At 69.3% G+C, this 22387-nt stretch carries 20 protein-coding genes; 10 read left to right on the forward strand and 10 right to left on the reverse strand.

The genetic code is table 11. The annotated features are described in order from the left end of the window. Positions 1 to 310: 310 nt before the first annotated feature. A complete protein-coding gene (locus tag AAGI91_14345) occupies positions 311 to 2701 on the forward strand; it encodes a T9SS type A sorting domain-containing protein (protein ID MEM1043793.1) in 2391 nt (796 codons plus the stop codon). Here AAGI91_14345 and AAGI91_14350 read toward each other — a convergent pair. After that, positions 2696 to 3331: a lysophospholipid acyltransferase family protein gene (locus AAGI91_14350; GenBank protein ID MEM1043794.1), complete on the reverse strand. Its 636-nt coding sequence runs from the start codon at positions 3329 to 3331 to the stop codon at positions 2696 to 2698. The genes AAGI91_14345 and AAGI91_14350 overlap by 6 nt on opposite strands. Positions 3332 to 3333: 2 nt before the next feature. Beyond that, positions 3334 to 4848 (reverse strand): alpha/beta hydrolase-fold protein, encoded by a 1515-nt coding sequence (locus AAGI91_14355; protein MEM1043795.1) that lies wholly within the window; start codon positions 4846 to 4848, stop codon positions 3334 to 3336. 96 nt (positions 4849 to 4944) lie between these two features. Here AAGI91_14355 and AAGI91_14360 point away from each other — a divergent pair, with 96 nt between their 5' ends. The 4 genes from AAGI91_14360 (at position 4945) to AAGI91_14375 (ending at position 9590) form a co-directional block, all read left to right on the forward strand. Further along, complete coding sequence (locus AAGI91_14360) at positions 4945 to 6549, forward strand: Ppx/GppA phosphatase family protein (protein MEM1043796.1); 1605 nt, start codon at positions 4945 to 4947, stop codon at positions 6547 to 6549. Between the two features lie 121 nt (positions 6550 to 6670). After that, positions 6671 to 7429, forward strand: a complete 759-nt coding sequence (locus AAGI91_14365) for a sulfite exporter TauE/SafE family protein (protein MEM1043797.1) — start codon at positions 6671 to 6673, stop codon at positions 7427 to 7429. 137 nt (positions 7430 to 7566) lie between these two features. Beyond that, on the forward strand, positions 7567 to 9246 hold the full coding sequence (gene hutU / locus AAGI91_14370; protein ID MEM1043798.1) for a urocanate hydratase: 1680 nt from the start codon (positions 7567 to 7569) through the stop codon (positions 9244 to 9246). Continuing rightward, positions 9243 to 9590 carry a hypothetical protein gene (locus AAGI91_14375; protein MEM1043799.1) on the forward strand — a complete coding sequence of 116 codons (348 nt, stop codon included), beginning with the start codon at positions 9243 to 9245 and terminating at the stop codon, positions 9588 to 9590. The genes hutU and AAGI91_14375 overlap by 4 nt, the downstream gene beginning before the upstream one ends. Positions 9591 to 9774: 184 nt before the next feature. On the opposite strand, the gene AAGI91_14380 is transcribed toward AAGI91_14375, so the two are convergent. After that, positions 9775 to 11361: a M14 family zinc carboxypeptidase gene (locus AAGI91_14380; protein ID MEM1043800.1), complete on the reverse strand. Its 1587-nt coding sequence runs from the start codon at positions 11359 to 11361 to the stop codon at positions 9775 to 9777. A 141-nt stretch (positions 11362 to 11502) separates the two neighbouring features. Between AAGI91_14380 and hutH the strand changes: the two genes are divergently transcribed. From hutH to AAGI91_14400, 4 genes are all read left to right on the forward strand, one after another. After that, the gene (hutH, locus tag AAGI91_14385) at positions 11503 to 13029 is read left to right on the forward strand and encodes a histidine ammonia-lyase (GenBank protein ID MEM1043801.1); all 1527 of its coding nucleotides are present in this window, start codon (positions 11503 to 11505) and stop codon (positions 13027 to 13029) included. A gap of 319 nt (positions 13030 to 13348) precedes the next feature. Further along, on the forward strand, positions 13349 to 13699 hold the full coding sequence (locus AAGI91_14390) for a hypothetical protein (protein MEM1043802.1): 351 nt from the start codon (positions 13349 to 13351) through the stop codon (positions 13697 to 13699). Further along, positions 13700 to 14971 carry an imidazolonepropionase gene (gene hutI, locus AAGI91_14395; protein ID MEM1043803.1) on the forward strand — a complete coding sequence of 424 codons (1272 nt, stop codon included), beginning with the start codon at positions 13700 to 13702 and terminating at the stop codon, positions 14969 to 14971. Next, entirely contained in the window at positions 14968 to 15915 is a 948-nt protein-coding gene (locus AAGI91_14400; GenBank protein ID MEM1043804.1) for a formimidoylglutamase, read from the forward strand. The genes hutI and AAGI91_14400 overlap by 4 nt, the downstream gene beginning before the upstream one ends. Before the next feature lie 102 nt (positions 15916 to 16017). On the opposite strand, the gene AAGI91_14405 is transcribed toward AAGI91_14400, so the two are convergent. From AAGI91_14405 to AAGI91_14425, 5 genes are all read right to left on the reverse strand, one after another. Further along, positions 16018 to 16341: a type II toxin-antitoxin system PemK/MazF family toxin gene (locus tag AAGI91_14405; GenBank protein MEM1043805.1), complete on the reverse strand. Its 324-nt coding sequence runs from the start codon at positions 16339 to 16341 to the stop codon at positions 16018 to 16020. Continuing rightward, a complete protein-coding gene (locus tag AAGI91_14410; protein ID MEM1043806.1) occupies positions 16328 to 16561 on the reverse strand; it encodes an addiction module antitoxin in 234 nt (77 codons plus the stop codon). The genes AAGI91_14405 and AAGI91_14410 overlap by 14 nt, the downstream gene beginning before the upstream one ends. Positions 16562 to 16755: 194 nt before the next feature. Further along, entirely contained in the window at positions 16756 to 17529 is a 774-nt protein-coding gene (locus AAGI91_14415) for a DUF1883 domain-containing protein (GenBank protein MEM1043807.1), read from the reverse strand. A 226-nt stretch (positions 17530 to 17755) separates the two neighbouring features. After that, positions 17756 to 18247, reverse strand: a complete 492-nt coding sequence (locus AAGI91_14420; GenBank protein ID MEM1043808.1) for a YdeI/OmpD-associated family protein — start codon at positions 18245 to 18247, stop codon at positions 17756 to 17758. Continuing rightward, the gene (locus tag AAGI91_14425; protein MEM1043809.1) at positions 18244 to 19347 is read right to left on the reverse strand and encodes an alpha/beta hydrolase; all 1104 of its coding nucleotides are present in this window, start codon (positions 19345 to 19347) and stop codon (positions 18244 to 18246) included. Before AAGI91_14425 ends, AAGI91_14420 begins: the two co-directional genes overlap by 4 nt. A 111-nt stretch (positions 19348 to 19458) precedes the next feature. Here AAGI91_14425 and AAGI91_14430 point away from each other — a divergent pair, with 111 nt between their 5' ends. Further along, positions 19459 to 19929, forward strand: a complete 471-nt coding sequence (locus AAGI91_14430; protein ID MEM1043810.1) for a MarR family transcriptional regulator — start codon at positions 19459 to 19461, stop codon at positions 19927 to 19929. Positions 19930 to 20179: 250 nt separating this feature from the next. Here AAGI91_14430 and AAGI91_14435 read toward each other — a convergent pair whose 3' ends face one another. Continuing rightward, entirely contained in the window at positions 20180 to 21169 is a 990-nt protein-coding gene (locus tag AAGI91_14435; GenBank protein MEM1043811.1) for a tetratricopeptide repeat protein, read from the reverse strand. A 132-nt stretch (positions 21170 to 21301) separates the two neighbouring features. Further along, positions 21302 to 22345, reverse strand: coding sequence for a beta-ketoacyl-ACP synthase III (locus tag AAGI91_14440; GenBank protein ID MEM1043812.1), 1044 nt, complete (start codon positions 22343 to 22345; stop codon positions 21302 to 21304). Between the last annotated feature and the right edge of the window lie 42 nt (positions 22346 to 22387).

The following is a 22387-nucleotide window of genomic DNA, read 5'->3' on the forward strand; positions in this document are numbered from 1 at the left end:
CGCGCAGGCGGGAATCCAGAGCTTGTAGTACGCCTTCTGGATTCCCGATCAGGGTCGGGAATGACTCGATGTGAGGAGGTAACAGTAGCAGAACAGCGTTTCTGCGCCATCAGGGCCTCTCAAGTTGCTAACAAGCTCTAGTCTGCAACCTTGTGCCTGCTGACCGCAGACAGAGCCTGCCCCGGACACCAATCCGGGGGACGGCAGACCGCCGTGGGGGCTAGACTCTGCGGTCTGCCGTCTGCGGTCGGCCGTCTCAGTCCTGCAGCGCTTCTACCACACAACGTGAGTTCTCCATACGTACAGCACAATGAAAACAACCCTAGCGCTCTTCTCCCTGCTTCTGCTTCTCACCGCTGCCGTTCAGGCGCAGGCTCCGCGCTACGAGCTGGAGCCGGTCGGGGCTGCTGGGTTCAGCGACTTCGGAGGTGCCGTGGCCGGGGTGCTGGACACCAACGGCGACGGTTTCGGCGACCTCCTCGTCGGGGACGTGCGCGGCGGACGTAGCTTCCCGTACGGCTCCGCCGGGGCGGCCTACCTCTACGATGGGGCGACGGGAGCGCTGCGCTTCGAGCTGGCCTCCCCGCAGGCGCAGGAGAGAGGCGGCTTCGGCCAGGCTGTCGCGGGCGTGCCCGACACGAACGGCGACGGCCTCGCTGACCTGCTCGTCGGCGCGGCCGGAGAGGAGGGAACTCGGCCGTCGCCGGCTGGCCGGGCCTACCTTTTCAGCGGAGCCGACGGCACCCTGCTGCAGACCATCGATTCGCCCAATGAGACCTTCGTCGGGCAGTTCGGCGTGTCGGTCTCGGGCGTGCCGGACGCGGACGGCGACGGCTTCGGCGACCTCCTCATCGGGGCAAGTACGGAGGAGGTCCTGCTGGCCGACGGAACCGAGCGCCAGGCAGGGCGGGCCTACCTCTTCAGCGGAGCCACCGGCGCGCTGCTCCACGCGTGGGTCTCACCCAACGCGGAGAGCAGCGGCGAGTTCGGCATCGCCGTCTCGGGCGTGGACGACGCCGACGGCGATGGGCTCGGCGATGTGCTCGTCGGGGCGCGGGACGAGAACCCCGGCGGCTCGCCTCGCGGTGCCGGCCGGGCGTACGTCTTCAGCGGAGCCTCGGGGGGGCTCCTCTACGAACTGGCCTCGCCCAACGAGCAGCGGTGGAGCTACTTCGGCGCCACGGTCTCGGGCGTGCCGGACGCGGACGGCGACGGGCGCGGCGACCTGATTGTGGGCGCGCACCGGGAGCGGACGAGCGGCAGCCGCGTTCCGGTGGGCCGGGCCTACGTCTTCAGCGGAGCCGACGGGACTCCGCTCGGGGCGGCGGTTTCGCCTGCGGAGCCCGACGATACCCCCTACTACTACTCCGCCTTCGCCCGGAGCGTGGCCGGCGTGCCGGACGTGGACGGCGACGGGCTCGGCAATCTCCTCGTCGGCGCGAGCGGGGAGGCGGCCGTCGGCCGGGCGTACCTCTTCGACGCGGCGAAGCCGCTTCCGGCAGTCGAGCTTACGCTCATCGCCGAGACGCCCGTCGCCATCGTAGACGACGGGTCGTTCTCCTTCACGGCGCTGCTACGCAACACCACCGACGCCGTGCAGACGGTCGAGGTCTGGGCCGAGCTCGAGCGCGAGAAGGATGGACTGCTGTTCGACCCCGTCTTCGGCCCGGTGGAGGTGACGGTCGGGCCCGGCGCGCGCGTCGAGCGGACCTTTGTGCAGGAGACGCCCGAGGGCACCGTGCCGGGGGACTACACGTATCGCGGCCTCATCGGCCAGTTTCCCAGCGCACCCGACGATGACGACATCTTTGCCGGCTTCGTGACCGCGCTGGAGGGCGACCGGTTCTATCCGCTGGGGCTCGGCGACACCTGGACCTACGAGGTCGAGCGAGGCTACTGCGAGTACTTCACCTGGGACTGTACGCCCTTCTTCCGGGGGCAGGTCGAGCGGACCGTCGTGGCGGACACGCTCATAAGCGGCACGCCGTGGAGCGTGGCCGAGGTGGAGCGACGATCGCTTGGCGGGGAAGTGGTCGACGCCTCGCGGTGTGCGGTCCGTGTCACGGATGACGGGCGCGTCGTAGGCCGAGCCATCCAGGGCACCTGCGACACTGTCGAGCGGACGATCCAGCGGCAAGGTGGGACGTGGAACACGCGCTATCCCACCAAGCCGGACGTAGCGCCAGCGGTCGTGGAGATCGACGACGCCTTCTACGACGTGGACGGCACGCGGACTTTCCAGATCGACGTGGACCCCCGCGAGCGGTATCCGAAAACGTCCATCACGGCGGCGGCCGACCTGGGGGTCACGTCGTACGGCATGGACAGCGGCGGCTACTCGTTCTACCGGTGGGGCCGGCTCGTCTACGCCGAGGTCGGCGGTGTGATCTACGACGACGGGCCAGCTTTGGACAATGGTCGCGCGACGGCAGCACAGGGCTTTGCTCTCGCGCCCGCCTACCCCAACCCGTTCCGGTCGGCGGCGACGCTCAGTTTCACCGCGCCGGCAGACGCGTACGTCCGGCTCACCGTCTACGACGTGCTCGGCCGCGAGGTGGCCGTGCTGCTCGACGGGCCGCAGGACGCGGGCACCCACACGGCGCGCTTCGAGGGAGCCGGGCTGCCGAGCGGGGTCTACCTCGTCCGCCTCGAAGCCGACGGGCAGGTCCAGACGCAGCGCATCACGCTCGTCCGCTCATAGAAACGGGATGGTCCCGGCGTCGTTCTTCGGCGTGACGCCCTGGAAGAAATCCTGCATCGTCTGGAAGTCGGCCTCGAAGTCGCCGGACGGGAGGAGAACAGGCCCTCCGATGATCTCCCGGCGGCCGTAGTCGATCGTGGCGAGGGCGATGGGGACGCCGGCTTCGAGGGCGATGTAGTAGAACCCGGTACGCCACGCTTTGACCGCGCCCCGCGTCCCCTCGGGCGCAATCGCCAGCACGTAGGCCTCGCGCTGCCTGAACACCTCGGCGACCTGCCCGACGAGGCCCTGCGGCGCGTCGCGGTAGACCGGCGTTCCCCCGAGCCGCCGCATCGCCCAGCCGAGCGGTGGGCGGAACAGCGTGTCCTTCCCCAGAAAGCTCGCGCCCAGGCCGACTGCACGCCGGAAGAGGACGCCGAGGATAAAGTCCCAGTTGGAGGTGTGCGGGGCCACGGCGACGACGAACTTGGGGGCATCGGGGAAGCGCCCGGCGATGCGCCAGCCGGCCAGCCTCAGCAGGATCCGCCCGCTCCACCGCGTCCACGCGCTGCCACGGCGCGGTACGCAGGAGCCGAGGGCGGGTAGCTCAGGGCCTTCGGGCGGTTGCTCCATCGCTCCGCATGCGTTCATGCTCAGAGCACGCTGACGAGGCGCGCAGCGGTGCGCCCGTCCACGCTCAGGCGACAGAGGTACGCTCCCGCCGCGCCTAGCTCACGCGCAGCGACGGTGACGGCGTGGTCGCCGCTCGGCAACCGCTCGCTCGCCAGCGGCCGGGCGCGGAGCCGCCCCAGCACGTCGTAGCAGGCCAGTCCCGCGCGAGCCGGCGCACCGAGCGCGAAGCGGAACGTCACGCGGTCGGTGGCCGGGTTCGGGTAGGGCGTGAAGTGGAGAGGCGGGAGCGCGCCCTGCGCGTCTTCCGTGTCGGTCGTCTGGCCCGGGACGAGGGCGAGCAGGACCTCGTCGAGGAGGGCGCGCCAGTTGCCCCAGCTGTGGCTCTCTGGGACCTCGTGGTAGACCAGTCCCTGGTTCGGCGCGAGGATGCCCCGCATCCGCCGCGCCCCGTCCTCGGTGTCGTTGATCGTGCCGGTGGACATGTAGACCTCGAACAGCCCGGCTTCGGTGCCCTGCATCCGGTCGTAGATCGACGGGCCGGTCCAGTCGGGGGTCTCGCTCGCCCAGAACGCGGGCGACTGGATCGCCAGCTTGCCGAACACGTCGGGGTGCTCCAGCCCGAGGTACGCCGAGAACAGCCCGCCGAGCGAGGTCCCGAGGATAACGCGGCCGTCGCGGTCCGGCCGGGTCCGGTACGCGGCGTCGATGGCGGGCACCAGTTCGTCGGCGACGAACGCGGCGAAGGCGGGGTTCTGGACATACTGCTCGGCGCGGCGGTTCTGGCCGTTCACGCGCGGGTCGACGAAGACGGCGATCACAGGCTCAGCCCGGCCTTCGTAGATTAGGTTGTCGAGCACGGTGCGGAGCGCGCCGAGCCGGTCATCGCTGTACTCGTGCCCGTCGGTGACGTAGACGACGGGTAGGTCGGTGAGAGCATCGTAGCCGGCCGGGGTGTAGACCCGGTACGTGACCGTGTAGCCGAGGGCCGCGCTCGCAAGCGTGCGGTTCGGGGTGAAGGCTCCGGCAGGGGCGTCCGGGTCGCGCACGGTCTCCTCGGGGAAGACCCACGCGGGCATCCGAAGCTCGGAGTTCGGGCCGAAGCCGCCCCACTGCTGGTGCGGGTTGGCGGGGTCGAGGATCCAGGTGCCGTCGCGGACGAGCTTGTACTCCAGGCGTGCCGCTTCGGGAAAGCGGTGGATGCGCCACCGCACGTCGCTCTGCCCGACGAAGGCGAGAGCCGCCTCGGCGCTCGGGTTCCAGCGGTTGTGGTCGCCCGCGAGGCGCACCGTCGTGCCCGGCCCCCGGTAGAGGTAGGCCACCGAATCGCCCAGCGCGAACGGCACCTGCTCGGCCGCGACAAGCGCGTCCCAGAAGGCATCCGTCGCCGCCTCGCGCTCGTCCGGGTCGGGGATCGCGGCGACCGCTTCGAGGCTGTCGGTGAACTGCTGGAACGTCTCGAACGGGAGGGCAGGCTGCGCCACCGCCGTGCCCGCACCGAGCAGCAGGGTGAGGAAGAGAGGGAGGAAGCGAGGCATCGCGTCGGGTCAGGTTAGAGCGGGAGAAAGTACGACCGAGGCGGGGGCCCCTGTCGCGCGGTCTAGCGTAGCTTCTGGTCTCTCCTCTCTGCGCCCATGCCTGCTCCCGCCTACCCCGCCGCCACGTCGCCTCCTGTCCTGCCTGCGGAGAGCCAGGGCGACGGGGCCCCCGAAGCGATCCGGCTCTGCGTCATCGACATCGGCTCGAACTCGTTCCACTCCGTCGTCTTCGACGCCTTCCCCGACGGGACGTTCGAGATCGTGGACAAGCTCAAGGAGATGGTCCGCCTCGGCGAGGGCGGGTTCCGGGCGCACCACCTGACCGACGAGGCGCAGCAGCGCGGCCTCGACGCGCTCCGCAAGATCCGCCAGATGGGCGACCGCGACGGCGTGGCCGACTACGTCGCCTGCGCCACGAGCGCCGTCCGCGAGGCCGACAACGGCGGGGCCTTCATCGAGCGCGTGCGCGCCGAGACGGGTCTCTACGTCCGCACGATCTCCGGCGAGACGGAAGCCGAGCTGATCTACAAAGCCGTCCGGCAGGCCGTCGACCTCTCGGAGCCCTCGCTCCTCGTCGACATCGGTGGCGGCTCGACCGAGTTCATCGTCGCCGACCGGGAGGGCGCGCGCTTCGCCGCCAGCCTCAAGCTCGGCGCGGCCCGGCTGACCGAGGAGTTCGTCACGACCGATCCCGTGTCGAAGCCGGAGTTCCGCGCGCTGCGGGCGCACGTCCGGGACGAGATCGCGCCGGTTTTCGAAGCGGCCCGCACGGCCGGCGTGCGGCGCGTCGTCGGAAGCTCCGGGACGCTCCAGAACATCGCCGCGCTCGCCGCCTCGGCCTCGGGCGAGGCGGGGCAGATCTTCGACTACGTCTTCGACGCCCTCACGATTCGGCGCGTCACCAAGACGCTCATGACCTCGGGCCGGGCGCAGCGCCTCGCCACGCCGGGCATCCAGGAGAAGCGCGTCGACCAGATCGCCGCCGGGGCGACCCTCATCGACGTAGTGCTCAAGGACCTCGGCATCCGGCGCTTCGAGGTCAGCCCGGACGCGCTCCGCGAGGGGATCGTGATCGACTTCGTCGAGCGCAACTACAAGTGGATCAAGCGGCTCGCGCCGTTCCACAGCGTCCGGCGGCGGAGCGTCTACGACCTCGCGATCCGGCTCCGCTGGGACGAAGGCCACGCCCGGCACGTCACCCGCCTCGCGCTCGCGCTCTTCGACGCGACGACCTCGCTCCACGGCCGGGGCGAGGGCGAGCGCGAACTGCTCGAGTACGCCGCCGTGCTCCGCGACGTGGGCTACGCCGTCAGCCGCCGGAGCCACCACAAGCACTCGCTCTACATCATCAAGCACGCCGACCTCAAAGGCTTCGCCCCGGACGAGGTCGCGCTCGTGGCGAACGTCGCCCGCTACCACCGCGCCGGCCTGCCGAGCCCCCGCCACGCCGACTACGCCGCGCTCCCGGACCACCACCGCCGCCTCGTAGACGAACTCGCCGCGCTCCTTCGCCTCGCCAACGGCCTCGACCGCAGCCACTTCCAGAACGTCATCCACTTCGACGCCGCCCTCGCCGACGGCGAGCTCTACCTCGACGTCCAAACCAAAGCCGACCCCCAACTCGACATCTGGGCCGCCCGGCGCGGGGCCGGCCTCTTCGAGCGCACGTTCGGCCTGCCCGTCGTGGTGAGAGCGGGGTGAGTCGGCTGTCGGCTGTCGGCTGTCGGCTGTCGAAAGCAAAACTCACAAAGTTAGCGAGGCCGCCGCGCAACGCGCCCGCCATCCTCCGTCCTCTGTCCCACCGTCTTCCGTCCTCTGAACCGTGCTCCTCGCGCTCCTCGGTGCCCTCTTGGTTGGCCTCAGCCTCGGGCTGCTCGGCTCGGGCGGATCGATTCTGACGGTGCCCGTGCTGATCTACCTCGTGGGGCAGCCGGAGAAAGAGGCGATTGCCGAGTCGCTCGGGATCGTCGGGCTGATCGCGCTCTCGGGGTCCGTGCTGAACGCGGTGCAGAAAAAGGTAGACTGGCGGAGCGTGGCGCTCTTCGCGCTGCCGGGGATGGTCGGGACCGCTGTCGGGGCGACGCTCTCGGGGTTTGTCAGCGGGCTTGTCCAGCTGACCGTCTTCGCCGTCACGATGCTCGCGGCCGCCGTCCTGATGTTCCGAGGGCGGCCGGAGGCCGAAGGGGAGCGCTCGCCGCCGTGGGGTCTGGTGGCCTTCCAGGGCCTCTTGATCGGCGTGCTGACGGGCTTCGTCGGGGTAGGCGGCGGGTTCATCCTCGTGCCCGCGCTCGTGCTGCTCGTCGGGCTGCCGATCCACGTCGCGATTGGGACGAGCCTGACGATCATCGTGCTCAACAGCGCAAGCGGATTCGTCCGCTACCTCGGCGTGCTCGCCGAGGCCGGGCTGAGCGTGGACGTCCAACTTGTCGGCGTCTTCGGGGCCGTCGGGGTGGTCGGAAGCGTGATCGGCAACCGGATCGGGGCGCGCGTGCCGAGGCAGCAGCTGCGAAAGGGGTTCGCCGTCTTCCTCGTCGTGATGGCGGCGTACATCCTGTGGCGCAGCGTGCCGGGGCTGGCGTAGGGGCAGACCATTGTGTCTGCCCTGAACGGACCGGTATCCGTGAACAGGGCGACCACGCGGGGTTACCCCTACGGTCGCAAAACCTATGTCGTAGATTCGGCTGCTGACCCTCGACCTCCCGACCCTCGACCTGAACTATGGAAACCCTCGCCCCGATCAAGGCTGCGACCGGAACGGCCCTCTCGTGCAAAGGCTGGCACCAGGAGGCCGCGCTGCGGATGCTGATGAATAACCTCGACCCGGCCGTGGCCGAGGACCCCGACCACCTGATCGTCTACGGCGGCGGCGGCAAGGCGGCGCGCAACTGGGCGTGCTACCACAAGATCGTCGAGACCCTGCGGCGGCTGGAGAACGACGAAACACTGCTCGTCCAGAGCGGCAAACCAGTCGGCGTCTTCCGCACGCAGGAGGAGGCCCCGCGCGTCCTCATTGCGAACGCGCACCTCGTCCCGAAGTGGGCGACCGACAGCGAGTTCCGGCGGCTCGACGCGCTCGGGCTGACGATGTACGGGCAGATGACGGCCGGGTCGTGGATCTACATTGGCACGCAGGGCATCTTGCAGGGGACCTACGAGACCTTCGCCGAGTGCGCCCGGAGGCACTTCGCTGCCGCTGACGGCAGCGGCGGCTCGCTCGAAGGCAAGCTCGTCGTGACGGCGGGCCTCGGTGGGATGGGCGGTGCGCAGCCGCTCGCGGCGACCATGAACGGGGCCGCTTTCCTCGGCATCGAGATTGACCCCGAGCGCATCCGCCGCCGCGTCGAGACCGGCTACTGCGACCGCATGGAGACGGACTTGGACGCCGCCCTTCAAGCAGTGCTCGAAGCCAAAGCGAAGGGGGAGGCACTGTCGGTCGGCCTCGTCGGCAACGTCGCCGAAATCCTGCCGGAGCTAGTGAAGCGCGGCGTCGAGGTGGACGTCGTCACCGATCAGACGAGCGCGCACGACCTCCGCGTCGGCTACCTCCCGGCGGGCTACTCGCTGGCCGAGGCCGACCTGCTTCGGGAGCGCGACGAGGCGGCCTACGAAGACGCCGTGCTCGACTCGATGCAGCTTCACATCCGCGCCATGCTCGACCTGAAAGAGGCCGGCGCGGTCGTGTTTGACTACGGCAACAACCTCCGCGGGCAGGTCGCCGACCTGCGGGGCATGAGCGAGGCGTTCGACATCCCCGGCTTCGTGCCCGAGTTCATCCGCCCGCTCTTCTGCAAAGGCTCCGGCCCGTTCCGCTGGGCCGCGCTCTCCGGCAACCCCGCCGACATCGCCGTGACCGACGCCGCCGTGCTCGAAACCTTCCCCGAGAAAGACGCCCTCGCCCGGTGGATCAGGACGGCGCAGGAGAAGGTCCACTTCCAGGGCCTGCCGGCACGCATCTGCTGGCTGGAGTACGGCGAGCGCGCCGAGCTCGGCGAGCGCTTCAACTGGCTCGTCAAAAAGGGCAAGGTCGAAGCCCCGCTTGTCATCGGGCGCGACCACCTCGACACCGGCAGCGTGGCGTCGCCCAACCGCGAGACCGAGGCGATGCAAGACGGCAGCGATGCCATTGCCGACTGGCCGCTCCTGAACGCGCTCCTCAACACCGCCTGCGGGGCAAGTTGGGTGTCGCTGCACCACGGCGGCGGCGTCGGGATCGGCTACTCGATCCACAGCGGCATGGTCTCCGTCGCCGATGGGACCGACATGGCCGACCGCCGCCTGGCCCGCGTCCTCACCGCCGACCCCGGCACCGGCGTTATGCGCCACGCCGACGCCGGCTACGACCTCGCCGTCGATACCGCAGGGGAGCGCGGCGTGGACCTGCCGATGGTCAACGGGTGACGACAGAGCAAGAGCATATTCAGGCGATCCTGGAAGCCTGGCCTGAGAGGGTAGGAGCACCACCGGGGCTTTTAGAAGCAGTGAATGCTGCTTTGAGGGAGTATCCCCAATCGCCGCAGCTATGGTGCATTCGAGGCGACCTCATCCAACTGAGCGATGATGGCGATGATGGCCTCGACCTAGAGAATGCACTGCGTAGCTATGAGAGGGCGCTAGAGTTGGAGCCTGCTTGGGTGGAAGCCTACGAAGAGATCGGGTACTTCTGGGACCTAGTTATGAACGAGCCAGATCGTGCAGAGCCATATTTCGAGCGTGCCACCAAGCTGCGCGGCGAAGCCAGTTGATCTCCAGGGTTACATCATCCCCGCACAGGCGGGGACCCACAGGATTTGCCAGCCGGTGGGTCCCGGCTCGGGGGCCGGGATGACTATCTCGGGGGAGTATAGCGGACTCTGCGAGCGTGGGAGCTGGCTCAAACGCCGCGTTTGCTAATTGTCAGCCGCCTTGACCGGGACCGGTGCCGCTCACTTAGCGGACGACGGTGAGACGGCGGACCGCAGTGTCCCTACCCGCAGAGAGCCGGACGAGGTAGAGGCTCGGCGCGAGGCCCGAGGCGTCGACGCGGAGCGTGTGGCGGCCGGCGGGGTAGGCTCCGTCGGCGAGGACGGCGACCTCGCGGCCGAGCACGTCGTAGACGGCGAGGCGTACGTCAGCGGGCGCGGCGAGGGTGAAGGCGAGGCCCGTCGCTGCGCGCACCGGGTTCGGGCCGGTCACGTCCAGCGTCAGGCCCGGCGATGCGGGCGCGGCTTCGCCGCTGACGGACGGGGGCAACTCGGCGAGTTGTGCCAGGAGCAGGTTAGCCTCCAGGTTCTCGTCGGCCAGCGGGTAGACGTCAGCCGGATCGGGCCAGAAGCTGTAGCCGACCTCGGGGGTGAAGGCAAAGGTCTTCGGCTTGGTCGTCTGCTCCCCGTACATCCAGCCGTCGGAGTTGCCGTTGGCGAGGTAGAGCACCTCGGAGACCTGCCCGGCGAGGTAGCCGTTGGCCTGCGTGAGCGTGTCGCCGAGCGCGGCGAAGGTTTCGGCGTCCGGCGTCCCCTCGTCGCGGGTGTAGCCCCACGGGTAGAGGAGGAGTTCGCTGTAGGTGTGGTAGTTGAACGCGGCGGTGATCCGCCGCGCTTCCAGAAAGTCCCGGACGGCGGCCACCTCGGGCTCGGAGAAAGCCGCCGGCCCCCGGTAGACCTGGCTGTCCGTGAACGGGCTCGACCCTAGATCGTCGTAGCCCCACTGGTAGCCGTAGTTGCGGTTGGGGTCCACGCCGAAGCTCCCGTCGCCGTTGTCGCGGCGGTTCTTGCGCCAGAACCCGCCGCCCTCGGGGTTGGTGGTCTCGTTGAAGACGTAGCCGTCGGGGTTGACGACTGGGACGAAGAACAGGCGACGGTTGTCGACGAGGTCCGTCACCTCGGGGTTCGTGCCGTACTGCTCGGCGAGGTAGACCATGAAGTAGAGCACGGCCATCATGCTGCCCGGCTCGCGGGCGTGGTGGACTGCGGTGTAGAGCACCTCCGGCTCGTCCTCCTCCACCCCGGGCGCGTCGGAGATCTCGACGAGCCACACGTCGCGCCCCTCCCAACTCTGCCCGAGCGACACCTTCGGGCTGACGATGTCGGGGTAGCGTGCCGCCAGGGAGTCGAGCGCTCGGACTACGTTGTCGAACGTCAGGTAGCCGCCCATCGAGCCGCACAGGTTCGCCTCGATGCGGCTGACGACGCGCCCCTCCTGGCACGTCCCGCTGCGCGTGGCGAGGTAGTGCGCCGTGAGGTCCTCGACGAGCACCTCAACCTCGATGCCGGCCGCGCGCGCCGCCTCCACGTCGCGCGCCGACAGTACCGTGCGGAGGGCGAGGCCGCGCTCCGTTTCCTCCTGGCGCGCGTGGTCGATCCCGACGCCCTGCGCGGCGAGGCGCGCCTGGAGGCTGCTTCGTCCGTCGGGGGCAGGAGTGCCATCCGTAGGCAGGAAGAGCCGGACCTCGCTGTGTCGCTCGGGCGCGGGCTGGGCCTGGAGAGCAGAGGCCAGGGCGAGGAGAGCGGCAGCGACGAGCAGTGCGGATCGAGGCATGGGGCAGAACGTTAGGGATATAGGAGATGTAGCGTGGAATGTACGCAAAGGACGAGGTTCCAGCCTTCCTGGTCCCTCTCCGAGCCAGCCAAGATGGTAGATTGCGCGTCGGTCCACCCCCGCTCGCTCGCATCCCGCGCTATGGCCCACGCAGCCAATCCCGAACGCCTCACCGTCGCCGACCTCCACGGCGACCTCGACCGGAGCCTCGCGGCGCTGCGGGCGGACGCAGGGCGGGTACGAGCGTCGCGGCGGATCGTGGAGGCGGCGCTGGAAGACGGGGCGACGTACTACGGTATCAACACCGGCTTCGGCGCCCTCGCGCGCGAGCGGATCGCCCCGGCGGACACCGAGCGGTTGCAGCAGAACCTGATCGTCTCGCACGCCGTCGGCGTGGGCCCGCTCGTTCCGAAGGCTGTTGCGCGGCTGATGCTGCAGCTCAAGGTCCACGCGCTCGGCCTCGGGTTCTCGGGCGTCTCGGAGGCGACCTTCGAGCGGCTCCTCGTCATGGCCGAGCGCGACCTCGTCCCCGCCGTCCCGAGCCGGGGCAGCCTCGGGGCCTCGGGCGACCTCGCGCCGCTGTCGCACCTCGCGCTCCCGCTCCTCGGCCGGGGCCGCGTCTGGGACGAGGCGGGAGGGGCGACGCGTCCGGCCGCCGAAGCCCTCGCCGAGCACGGCCTCGACCCCGTCACGCTGCGCGCCAAAGACGGCCTCGCGCTCATCAACGGGACGCAGCTCATGAGCGCCTACGGCGCGTTCGTGCTCCACCGGGCGCACCACCTCCTCAAGACCGCCGACGTGCTCGCGGCGATGAGCCTGGAGGCGCTGCAGGGTTCGGCCACGCCGTTCGACGCCCGGATCCAGGCGGTCCGCCCGCACCCTGGCCAGGCGGTCGTCGCGGAGAACGTGCGGGCGCTCCTCGGCGAGAGCGAGATCCTGGAGAGCCACCGCACCTGCGGCAAGGTGCAGGACCCGTACTCGCTCCGGTGCGTGCCGCAGGTCCACGGCGCGAGCCGCGACGTCCTCGCCCACGCCACGTCGGTCGTCGAGACCGAGATCAACAGCGTGACCGACAACCCGCTCGTGTTTGACGACGGCGACCCCAGTATCGTCTCAGGCGGCAACTTCCACGGGCAGCCGCTGGCCCTCGCGCTCGACTACGCGGCGCTCGCGCTCGCCGAACTCGCCTCGGTCGCCGAGCGGCGGGTCTACCTCCTCGTCAGCGGCTACGACGGGCTGCCGGTGTTCCTCATGCGCGAGACGGGCCTCAACTCCGGGTTTATGATGCCGCAGTACACCGCCGCCGCACTCGTCTCGGAGAACAAGGTGCTCTGCCACCCGGCCTCGGTCGACTCGATCCCGAGTAGCCGGGGCCAGGAGGACCACGTCTCGATGGGGAGCGTCGCCGCGCTCAAGCTGTTCGACGTGCTGCGCAACGTCGAGCACGTCCTCGCGGTCGAGCTGATGACGGCGGCGCAGGCGCTCGACTACCGGGCCCCGCTCCGGCCGGGACGCGGCGTGGAGGCCGCCCACCGCCACCTGCGCGCCCAGGTCCGCCACCGCGAGGCCGACGACGGGTTCGGCGGCGACCTGACTGCGTGCCTCCACTGCGTGCAGGAGGGGGGGCTCGCTGCGGCCGCCGAGGCTGAGGTCGGCACGCTCCGCTAGCCGCCGGCTGCGGCTCCCCGCTCGTGCTGTCGGGCGGCGGAAGGCCCCGGTCGTACTCGGAAGCCATCATCCGCTCGAAGAACGTAAGCCGATCAGGACCGAGTGGAAGTTGCGGTAGCCGTCCGTCAGGCCGAAGGATTCTTGCTCCATCATCTCGACGTGGAGCAGGCCCCCGGTTTGGTTGGCCTCCGAGGATTGGGACGCCTCGGACCGTGCGGTCAGCCGCGGAGACGGGGCGAGAACGATACGCGTGCAAGGATACGCCGCCCGGTTGACGCTACCGGGCGTAATTTCGACGCCCATCCTACCGACCGAACCCATGCGCCACGTTGTTCCTGTCCTGCTTCTTCTGTTCTACGGAGGCTGCTCTAGCCAAAAAGGCCTCGAGCTCCCAGTCGGACCCGACGCCACGGTCAGCGGCACCGTCCAGGCCATCGACCGCACCCCGACAGCGGTCGACAGCGACGCGGTCATCACGCTTCGCACGAGCGCGGGGGATACAGAGGTCTACATCCCGGCGCGCATCGACATGTGCGAGGCCGAGGGGCTCGGCCTCTTCGCTGGCCTCGCGGAAGGGGAGAGGATCGAAGTGCGCGGGCGCAGCCTCTCCCGCGGCGGCGTCCGGCCCTGCGCCTCCGACGACCACTACCTCCGCGTGACGAGCCGCTAGGTGCCGGTCCTCGCCGACATCGGGCTGCTGGCGACCTGCCGGAGCGACGGCGGGCAAGGAGCCATCCATCCGGTCCGCGACGCGGCGCTCGCGTGGGAAGTCGATACCATCCGGTGGGTCGGACCGGAGGCGGACCTGCCGCGAGCGTTCTCGGGCGAGGAGCGGCAGAGCGCAGGCGGGCGGCTCGTGATCCCCGGCCTCGTCGATTGCCACACGCACCTCGCCTTCGGCGGATGGCGGGCCGACGAGTTCGCGCAGCGGATCGAGGGGGCGAGCTACCTCGACATCGCCCGAGCAGGCGGCGGCATCGCCAGCACGATGCGCCACACCCGTGCCGCGAGCGAAGACGACCTCGCCGACCGCGCCGCCGCCCACCTCGCCGCGATGCGGACGCTCGGCGTCACGACGGTCGAAGCCAAGAGCGGCTACGGCCTGACGGTCGAGGACGAACTGAAGACGCTCCGCGCCTACCGCCGTCTCGCCGAAAGCCAGCCGACGCGGATCGTGCCGACGCTCCTCGGCGCGCACATCGTCCCGCCGGAGTTCGAGACCGACCGGGCCGGGTACGTCCACCTGCTCACCGACACCCTCATCCCGCAAGTCGCCGCCGAGGACCTCGCTCGGTTCTGCGACGCGTTCGTCGAGGAGACGGCCTTCTCGCCGGACGAGGCCCGCACGATCTTCGACGCGGCCCGGCAGCACGGCCTCCGCCCGAAGCTCCACGCCGACCAGCTCTCGGACACCGGCGGGGCCGCCCTCGCCGCCGAGGCCGGGGCCGTCTCCGCCGATCACCTCGAACACGTCTCCGAGGCGGGCATCGCAGCCCTCACTGAGGCGGGCGTGGTCGCCGTGTCGCTGCCGCTCGCGACGCTCTACCTGAACGTCCGTCCGCTCCCGGCGCGGGCGCTGATCGACGCCGGGGTGGCGGTGGCGGTGGCGACCGACTTCAACCCCGGCAGCGCGCCGAGCTACCACCTGCCGCTGGCCCTCATGCTGGCCTGCACGGTGCAGCGGATGACGCCTGCCGAAGCCCTCAAAGGGGCTACCGTTATTGCAAGTCAAGCCATCAAAATGGACGACGCGGTCGGGTCGCTCGAAGCAGGCAAGCGCGCCGACTTCGCCGTCATCGACGCGCCCGACGTGAACCACTGGCTCTACCATTTCCGACCAAACGCCTGCCTCCGCACCGTCATCGGCGGCGAAACCGTGTGGGAGCGGAGGGGGGATGAAGGGCGAGGAGAGCATGGAGAGCGAGGAGGGTCCGAGCCATGACGACGGGTAGCCAGCGGCGGCTCGTTCTCCCTGACGTACCGGTGCCGGAGACGGCCGAGGACGACCCGCGCCTCGGGCGCTGGCTCGCCGCGAACCGCTCCGCCGAAGGGGCGCGCGCGGTGCTGCTCGGTTTCCCGTCGGACGAAGGCGTGCGCCGCAACGGCGGGCGGCCCGGCGCAGCCTCCGGCCCCGAGGCGATCCGCCGCGCCCTGTACACGCTGACCCCCGACGCCGAGCACCCCGAGGCGTTCACCGACCTCCTGGACCGCACCGCCGACCTCGGCGACCTTCCGGTGACGGGCGATGTCGAAGCGGACCAAGAAGCGCTTGGCGCCGTCGTCGCGCCGCTTCTCGCAGGCGGCGTCGTGCCGATCATCCTCGGCGGGGGGCACGAGACGAGCTTCGGCCACTTCCTCGGCTACGTCGGGGCGGAGCAGGACGTAGAAATCCTGAACTGGGACGCCCACGCCGACGTGCGGCCACTCAAGAACGGGCAAGCGCACTCCGGCTCGCCGTTCCGGCAGGCGCTGGAGCACCCGTCGGGCCGCTGCACGCGCTACCAGGTCGCCGGCCTGCAACCCCACAGCACGGCCCAGGCGCATCTCGACGTGATCGACTTGTGGGGCGGGGAGGTGATCTGGCGGCGGAGCCTGACCGAGGTCCGCATCCGCTCCATCGCCATCGGCCTAGCTAATCCAACGCTCGCCACGTTCGACCTCGACGCCGTCGACGCGGCCGACGCCCCCGGCGTCAGCGCCCCCAACGTCGGCGGGCTGCCGGCCGACCTGTGGCTCTACGCCGCCTACGAGCTAGGCCGCTCGCCGCTTGTCACCTCGGTGGACGTGGTCGAACTCAACCCGACGTTCGACATCGACGGTCGGACGGCCCGCCTCGCCGCGCTCACCGTCTGGAACGTCCTGAAGGGACTGGCAGAGCGGGTATAGATGGACGCTTATTCGCCCAGACGCTCAAGCCGAGCCGAAAGGGCGGGTCTTCTGGGTCGGCCCGCAGCGGCGGATCCGCTGTGCCGACTCCGTAGTGCGCACTCACTTCAGCCCGAGCTGGACGCGCACGGCCCCCTCGACCGCCCGGAGGTCCGAAGCTGAAAGCGTCCCCGCCCGGTTCATCAGACGCCGCTTGCTCGCCGTCGTCAATTGGTCCCCCATCGCCTTGCTCTGCCGACCCCCGACCGTCACCAGCGCGTCGCTCGGGTACACCCGGTTCGTGTTGCTCGTGAGCGGGACGACTTGTACGCGGTTGAGGTGCCGGTTCGCAGCGTCGTTGCTCAGGATCACGGCCGGCCGCTTCTTCCTGACTTCGCCGCCGACGGAGGGGTCGAAGTTTACCCACCAGACCTCACCGCGCTTCATCCTCACCCCCGGCCACGTCCCCGATTAGCGCCTCGGACCACGCCTCCGCCTCCGCCTCGCGGTCCTCGTCCTCGGCCATCGCGGCGTAGGCGGCGTCGAGGTCGAGGACGTGAGGGCGGACGAGCCGCTCGATGAACCGGCTGATCCGGCGAGGACCGACGACGCGGTAGAGCCCGTCGTAGACGGCCTCGTCGAGGGTGATGGTGAGCTTCTTAGGCACAGTGTTGTACGTGCTGGTGCATGTGCAGAGACGCCCCCGCCTCCACTCAGTTCCGGCACAGGAGAGATACGGCGGACCAGATGGCGGCTCAGCCGCCCAGGGCAGCGACCGCGAGGGCTGTACGAGGCAAAGGTAGCGCCGAGGCCCGGACGAGCCGAGAACGCCGGAGCCCTGGGCCTACCTGCAGGCGCAGGTTAGGCCGCATGGCTTTTGAGCAACCCAGCGATCTCTTCCGCGATCTCCTCAACCGTGTGCGTAGCGGTGCTTCTCGCCACTTCGTCCGCAATCGACGGGCTAAACGCGACGACCTCACTCTTGGTCACCTCGTGCCAGATCGGGAGTAGTATCTGTTCACCCGTGACCGACCGGGTCACGATGCCGTCCAACTCGTAGTTCGTCCATCCCTTGCTCATGAACGACTTCGACAGAACAACCAAGCCCACTCGGCTCTTCGCAAGACCAAGGTCGATCTTGCGACGCAGGCTATCGCCGATGCGCAACTCGAACTCATCATACCAGACGGACAAATCCTCCGCGACGAGCGCGTCCGCCAGCGCGCGGACGATGCTGCTCTTGTCTTCCGAAGCATGGGAAATGAACACATCGTACTCACGCAACGAGTCGCCAAGTCCGGGAGGCGATTCGGGCTGCACGAGGCTCGGGACCGACGAGAGCGGAGCCTCACGCAAGGGCGGGAGCGCACTCGGTATGATCCGAGCCGAAGAACGGACCGAGCCCCGCATCCCCCTCATGTCCACTGCGACGTGCCACCGCCCGGAGCGCGGAACACGCAGCCGAACCGGCGACCGCTTCGCAAGGCCGCCAACGTAGTTGTAGCGTCGTCCTGCCTTGTAGTTCGAGAAGTCCGAACTGCTCATGAGTTGGACGTTGGCGGCGTTACCCTTGAGCGTGATCTCAACAGTCTCACCGCCTTTGCACTGGCCGAGGTCGTGGTGAACAAACTGCATCGCGGAGCGGGGTTGGTGAGCGGGGCACTTCACGAGACCTCCGCACGGTGTCAGCCGAGTGTCACCGGGAATGCGGCCTAACAGACGGCCGCTCACCGGCGCAGGGCAGACAAGCGGTTGGACGAGAGAAGATCAGTGAGCACAGTCGAACGAAGCAAGGCAGTAGAGCCCTGCGTCGGCGTGCCGCGGCGGGTTACACCGCGTAGCGAGAGATCAGGGCTCGCCATCAGTCCGACCGTTTGATCTCGTCTAAGATTGAAAGCGCGCGTCGGATGCGGGTGTCCGTCCGCTTCGCACGGCCGACGTGGTAGGCGTGCGTCTTCCGCCGGCTCGGTGAGAGCGCCGCCCACGCCTTAGACGCCTCCGGGTCGAGGTCGAGCGCTGCCGAGAGTTCGCCCGGCATGTCGACCCGGCCCGGGTCGGGGTCCTCGTGGAGCGTGACGCGCGCGACGTTACCGACGGCGGCCCCGGCCTCGCGGAGCCACCCCGCCCCGAACTTCAGCCGGAGCGACCCGTCGGGCTGGCGGTGGAGCGCGCGGCGGAACGGCCGCGTGCCGGAGCCCGCGTCGAGCGTACCCTCGACGTGCGTGACGCCGTCCGCGTCGAGCGCGGCGGCGACCTCGGCCGGGATGGGTACGTAGTGGTGCATGTACCCGGCCTCGGTCTCGGGGTCTTCGAGGACGGGGGTCGGGAAGTCGTGCTCGGTTGCGTCGCTCATGGGTGGCTCGGGGCTTCGCCCGGCGACGCGACAGCTGTCCCGTCCGGCACGCCGTCAGGGGCCCCGGCTGGCGGGCCAACGGGTGGACCGCCCCACCCGGCAGGCTCGGGGCGCGCGGGCCAGAGCGCCGACCGGAGCGCGGCCTCCTGCTCCGCCTGCGCACGCGCCGCCAGCGGCGAGCCCGGCACGGCGTCGAACCCGTGGACCGCCCGCGCGAACGCGTGGTGCTCGACCTCGACGCCCGCCTCGGCCAGCGCCTGCGCGTAGTCGGCTCCCTCGTCGCGGAGCGGGTCGAACTCGGCCGTCCAGAGGTACGCCGCCGGGAGCTCATCGAGGTCGCGCGCGCGGGCCGGAGCCGCGGTTGCCGGGGGTACGTCGCGGTCCTCGGGCGCGAGGTAGAGGTCCCACATCCGCCGGTTGGCCTCGGCAGCCCAGTTCGGCGTGTCGGTGTAAGCGCGCGCCGAGCCTGTCTGGCATCGGTCGTCGAGGACGGGGTAGCCGAGGTATTGGAACGCGACGGCGGGTGCCGCAGAGTCGGCCCGGCGGTCGTCGCGGGCGCGGAGAGCGACCGCAGCGGCCAGGCCAGCGCCCGCGCTCGTTCCCCCGACGGCGACCCGATCGCGGTCGACACCAAGCGCATCGGCCTCAGCATGGACCCACGCGAGCGCAGCATGGGCGTCGTCGAGCCCCGCCGGGTATGGGTGCTCCGGCGCGAGCCGGTAGTCGACGGATACGACGACGGCACCGACCGCGCGGGCGAGCCGGGCGCACCGAGCGTGCTCGGTGTCGAGGTCGCCGAGGACGAACCCACCCCAGTGCATGAACACAAGGGCCGGACGACGGCCTCCGACAACCGCCTCCAGCGCGGTCTCGGATTCAGGGACGTAGACGCGGACTGGGACATTGGGCACCCCGTCCGGCCGGGGCACGGTCCGGTCTGTGACCGTGAGTCCCGACGTATCGACGGGCGGGCCGAACCGGGACATCTGGCGGACGCCCTCGCGTGCGGCGGCGAGGTCGGAGTAGTCCGGGGGCGGGAGGGCGCGAGCGAGCGGTCGGAGTTCGGGGTCGAGGGCGTCGACGACGTAGGGTCGGGGCATGGAGAGTTGAGGGTAGGGGGAGTCTGATATCTCGGTATCTTGACGACCGAGGCTTTTTATCTTGACTGTCAAGACATCAAGCTAGTTCCGTGTCTCCGCAATTTTGCAACGATGGCTCCCGACTTCTCTGCTCCGCTCCCCTTCCTCGCTGCCGTCCGCGAGCTCTACTCCGCTTTTGACACCTTCGACGCGGCGGCGGCGGGCGCGCTGGGTATCCACCGGACAGACCTCGCCGCGCTTCTGGCCCTGGAGCACGGACCGCGCAGGGTCGGCGACGTGGGCGCAGTGCTGGGGCTGTCGAGTGGGTCGATGACGGCGCTCGTAGGCCGTCTGGAGCGGTCGGGCCACGTTGAGCGCTCGGCGGACCCGGCGGACCGGCGGGCGCGTCTGGTCGGGCTGACAGCCAAGGCGCGGCGGGAGGTGGGGACGATTTACCGGCGGTCGTTCGAAGCCATCGCCGACGCGGTTAGCGAAGTGCCACGGGAGGAACTCGACTCGGCTGCTAGACTCACGCGCATGGCCGCAGACGCCTGCTCCGCAGAAGCAGTGATGTTGCTAGAGACTACCTCGAAGATCGGATAGCGGTGTAACAAGGTTTGGGCGGCGTGGAGGCGTATTGTAAAGCGCCCGAGAGCCGCATATCATACGCGGTCGGCTGCTTATGCAGCCACGGTCTGCACCATACCGCGTGCTCGCTACGCGATGAGCCCTTCGACGGCCGGGTGGTCGTGCGCGCTGCTCGGGCTGACTGGGTCGGCGGCGATGTAGGCGCGACGGTGGTAGTGGGCGAGGCCGCGAAGCCAGGCGTCGGACTGCGAGCGAGGGTTATGCTCTACCCGTTGCAATGCTGTTCGACAAGTTCATGTGCGTCATCCCCGTAGATCGCCTCCTGACCATACTTCGTGTAGAAGTCGTGCCGGAGAGCGGTACGGAGGTCCGAGCAAGCCGCTTCGGTGTTGCCAGCCTCAATGCGGAGTAGCGCTCTGTTGCGGTATGCGAAAGGGTTCTCGGGATCGAGTTCTAGGCCCTTACGGATATCGCCGGCCGCTCCCGCTTGATCGTTTAGCACGAGCCGGGTGTAGGCGCGGTTCACATAGGCCGTCGCGCGCAACTCGCTCATCTCGCTCTCCTTCTCTAACTCAATGGCCCGGTTGAAGTCTTTCAACGCCTCAGGGGTCTTCCCTTCCCGGAGATGGATTTCCCCTAGGACACGGTAACCCTGTGCGGCCCCTGGGGCGATTGCGATAGCACGATTTGCGTCCTCCAAGGCCCCCTCCACGTTGCCCGCTCGGTACTTGACCTCGGACCTGGTTTGGAGAGTGGTTATCGCGTCGTAGCCCATCGCTACGAGATCGTCGAGTACTGCCACGGCTTCGGGATAACGTTTGGCCCTAAAGAGCGCCGCCGCCTGCATGTCCATGACGACGGGAGCGCCCGGGGCGATCTCCGCCGCCGCGTTGAGATCATCAACGGCGCCTGCTGGGTCCTCGGCTAGAAGGCGGTTCACGCCGCGGAACAGCCTTGGTTCGACCGCCGCTGGCGCTAGAGAAACAGCTTCCGATAGCACGGCATAGCCCTCCTCAAACCGCCCAAGGCTGCTAAGCGCACGTCCCTTTAGTGTGAGCGCATCGACATCCCCAGCGTTTCGCTCTAGGAGAGAGTCCGCAAATCTTACAGCGCCGACAAAGTCACGGTGCTTGAACGCTGTAACGAGGCTGTCACCTAAGGCAGCGCCATCTTGAGCGAGGACAGGTGTACCAATGCAGGCGGTAGCAAATACAGCCATTCCAACTAGGAGCGCCCGGGGCTTAGCAAGGGACATATCGAGGAAGGGTCTCGGGGAGCATAGCAAGGTTTGGGCGGCGTGGAGGCGTATTGTAAAGCGCCCGAGAGCCGCATAACATACACGGTCGGCTGCTTATGCAGCCACGGTCTGCACCATACCGCGTGCTCGCTACGCGATGAGCCCTTCGACGGCCGGGTGGTCGTGCGCGCTGCTCGGGCTGACTGGGTCGGCGGCGAGCCGGAAGAGGCAGGCGGCCCAGGTCAGCCCCGCGCCGAAGCCGACGAGGGCCAGCGTGTCGCCCGGCTTGGCGCGGCCGTCCTCGAACGCCTCGGAGAGCGCAATCGGGATCGTGGCGGCGGAGGTGTTGCCGTAGCGGTACACGTTGACCACCACCTTTTCGGGGTCGATCCCCGCCTTGTCGACGGCGTACTCGATGATGCGGGCGTTCGCCTGGTGGGGGATGAACAGGTCGATGTCGTCGGCCCCGATCTCGACCGCGGCCATTACCTGCGAGAGCGACTCGACCATCGTCCGCGTGGCAAACTTGAAGACCTCGCGACCGTTCATGCGGAGGTAGTTCTGGCCCGCGTCGAGGCTCTCGTGCGTCGGCGGGATGCGGCAGCCGCCGGAGCGCTGGATGAGGTGCTCGTGCCCAGCGCCGTCGGAGCCGAGGACGTGCGCGAGGACGCCCGCCTCCTGGTCCGTCGCCTGCATGATGACCGCCCCGGCCCCGTCGCCGAAGAGGACGCACGTCGTGCGGTCTTCCCAGTCGAGGTTGCGGCTGATGAGTTCGGCTCCGACGACGAGTACGGTCCGGGCCGAGCCGGCGGCGATGAACTGGTGCGCCGTCACGAGGCCGTAGACAAAACCCGTGCAGCCGACCATGAGCGTCATCGCTCCGCAGCGCGCGCCGAGGTTGTCCTGAATCTGGCTCGACACCGGCGGCGTGATGTAGTCCGGGCTGGAGGTTGCGATCAGGATCAGGTCGAGGTCGGTGGCGGTGAGACCTGCGCGGTCGAGGGCCATCTCGGCGGCGCGCGTCGCCATCGTCGACGTGTGGTCGTCCGGCCCGGCGACGTGGCGCTCGCGGATGCCGGAGCGGGTGCGGATCCACTCGTCGGAGGTGTCGATCGTCTCCGCGAGTTCGTCGTTCGTGACGACGCGGTCGGGGGCGTAGTGGCCCCACCCGGTGATCGTGCTGTTGTTGAGCATACAGGAGCCCCTGCCTGGTGTGAGAGATGCCGGCGTCTGCGC

The sequence above is a fragment of the Bacteroidota bacterium genome (assembly GCA_038746285.1).
Taxonomy (GTDB): domain Bacteria; phylum Bacteroidota; class Rhodothermia; order Rhodothermales; family JANQRZ01; genus JANQRZ01.

Bases quoted from the DNA above. Each gene is read 5' to 3' on its own strand.
- AAGI91_14345 (MEM1043793.1), top strand. From the start codon at position 311: ATGAAAACAACCCTAGCGCTCTTCTCCCTGCTTCTGCTTCTCACCGCT.
- AAGI91_14350 (MEM1043794.1), bottom strand. From the start codon at position 3,331: ATGAACGCATGCGGAGCGATGGAGCAACCGCCCGAAGGCCCTGAGCTA.
- AAGI91_14355 (MEM1043795.1), bottom strand. From the start codon at position 4,848: ATGCCTCGCTTCCTCCCTCTCTTCCTCACCCTGCTGCTCGGTGCGGGC.
- AAGI91_14360 (MEM1043796.1), top strand. From the start codon at position 4,945: ATGCCTGCTCCCGCCTACCCCGCCGCCACGTCGCCTCCTGTCCTGCCT.
- hutU (MEM1043798.1), top strand. From the start codon at position 7,567: ATGGAAACCCTCGCCCCGATCAAGGCTGCGACCGGAACGGCCCTCTCG.
- AAGI91_14380 (MEM1043800.1), bottom strand. From the start codon at position 11,361: ATGCCTCGATCCGCACTGCTCGTCGCTGCCGCTCTCCTCGCCCTGGCC.
- hutH (MEM1043801.1), top strand. From the start codon at position 11,503: ATGGCCCACGCAGCCAATCCCGAACGCCTCACCGTCGCCGACCTCCAC.
- AAGI91_14390 (MEM1043802.1), top strand. From the start codon at position 13,349: ATGCGCCACGTTGTTCCTGTCCTGCTTCTTCTGTTCTACGGAGGCTGC.
- AAGI91_14400 (MEM1043804.1), top strand. From the start codon at position 14,968: ATGACGACGGGTAGCCAGCGGCGGCTCGTTCTCCCTGACGTACCGGTG.
- AAGI91_14405 (MEM1043805.1), bottom strand. From the start codon at position 16,341: ATGAAGCGCGGTGAGGTCTGGTGGGTAAACTTCGACCCCTCCGTCGGC.
- AAGI91_14415 (MEM1043807.1), bottom strand. From the start codon at position 17,529: ATGCAGTTTGTTCACCACGACCTCGGCCAGTGCAAAGGCGGTGAGACT.
- AAGI91_14420 (MEM1043808.1), bottom strand. From the start codon at position 18,247: ATGAGCGACGCAACCGAGCACGACTTCCCGACCCCCGTCCTCGAAGAC.
- AAGI91_14425 (MEM1043809.1), bottom strand. From the start codon at position 19,347: ATGCCCCGACCCTACGTCGTCGACGCCCTCGACCCCGAACTCCGACCG.
- AAGI91_14430 (MEM1043810.1), top strand. From the start codon at position 19,459: ATGGCTCCCGACTTCTCTGCTCCGCTCCCCTTCCTCGCTGCCGTCCGC.
- AAGI91_14435 (MEM1043811.1), bottom strand. From the start codon at position 21,169: ATGTCCCTTGCTAAGCCCCGGGCGCTCCTAGTTGGAATGGCTGTATTT.
- AAGI91_14440 (MEM1043812.1), bottom strand. From the start codon at position 22,345: ATGCTCAACAACAGCACGATCACCGGGTGGGGCCACTACGCCCCCGAC.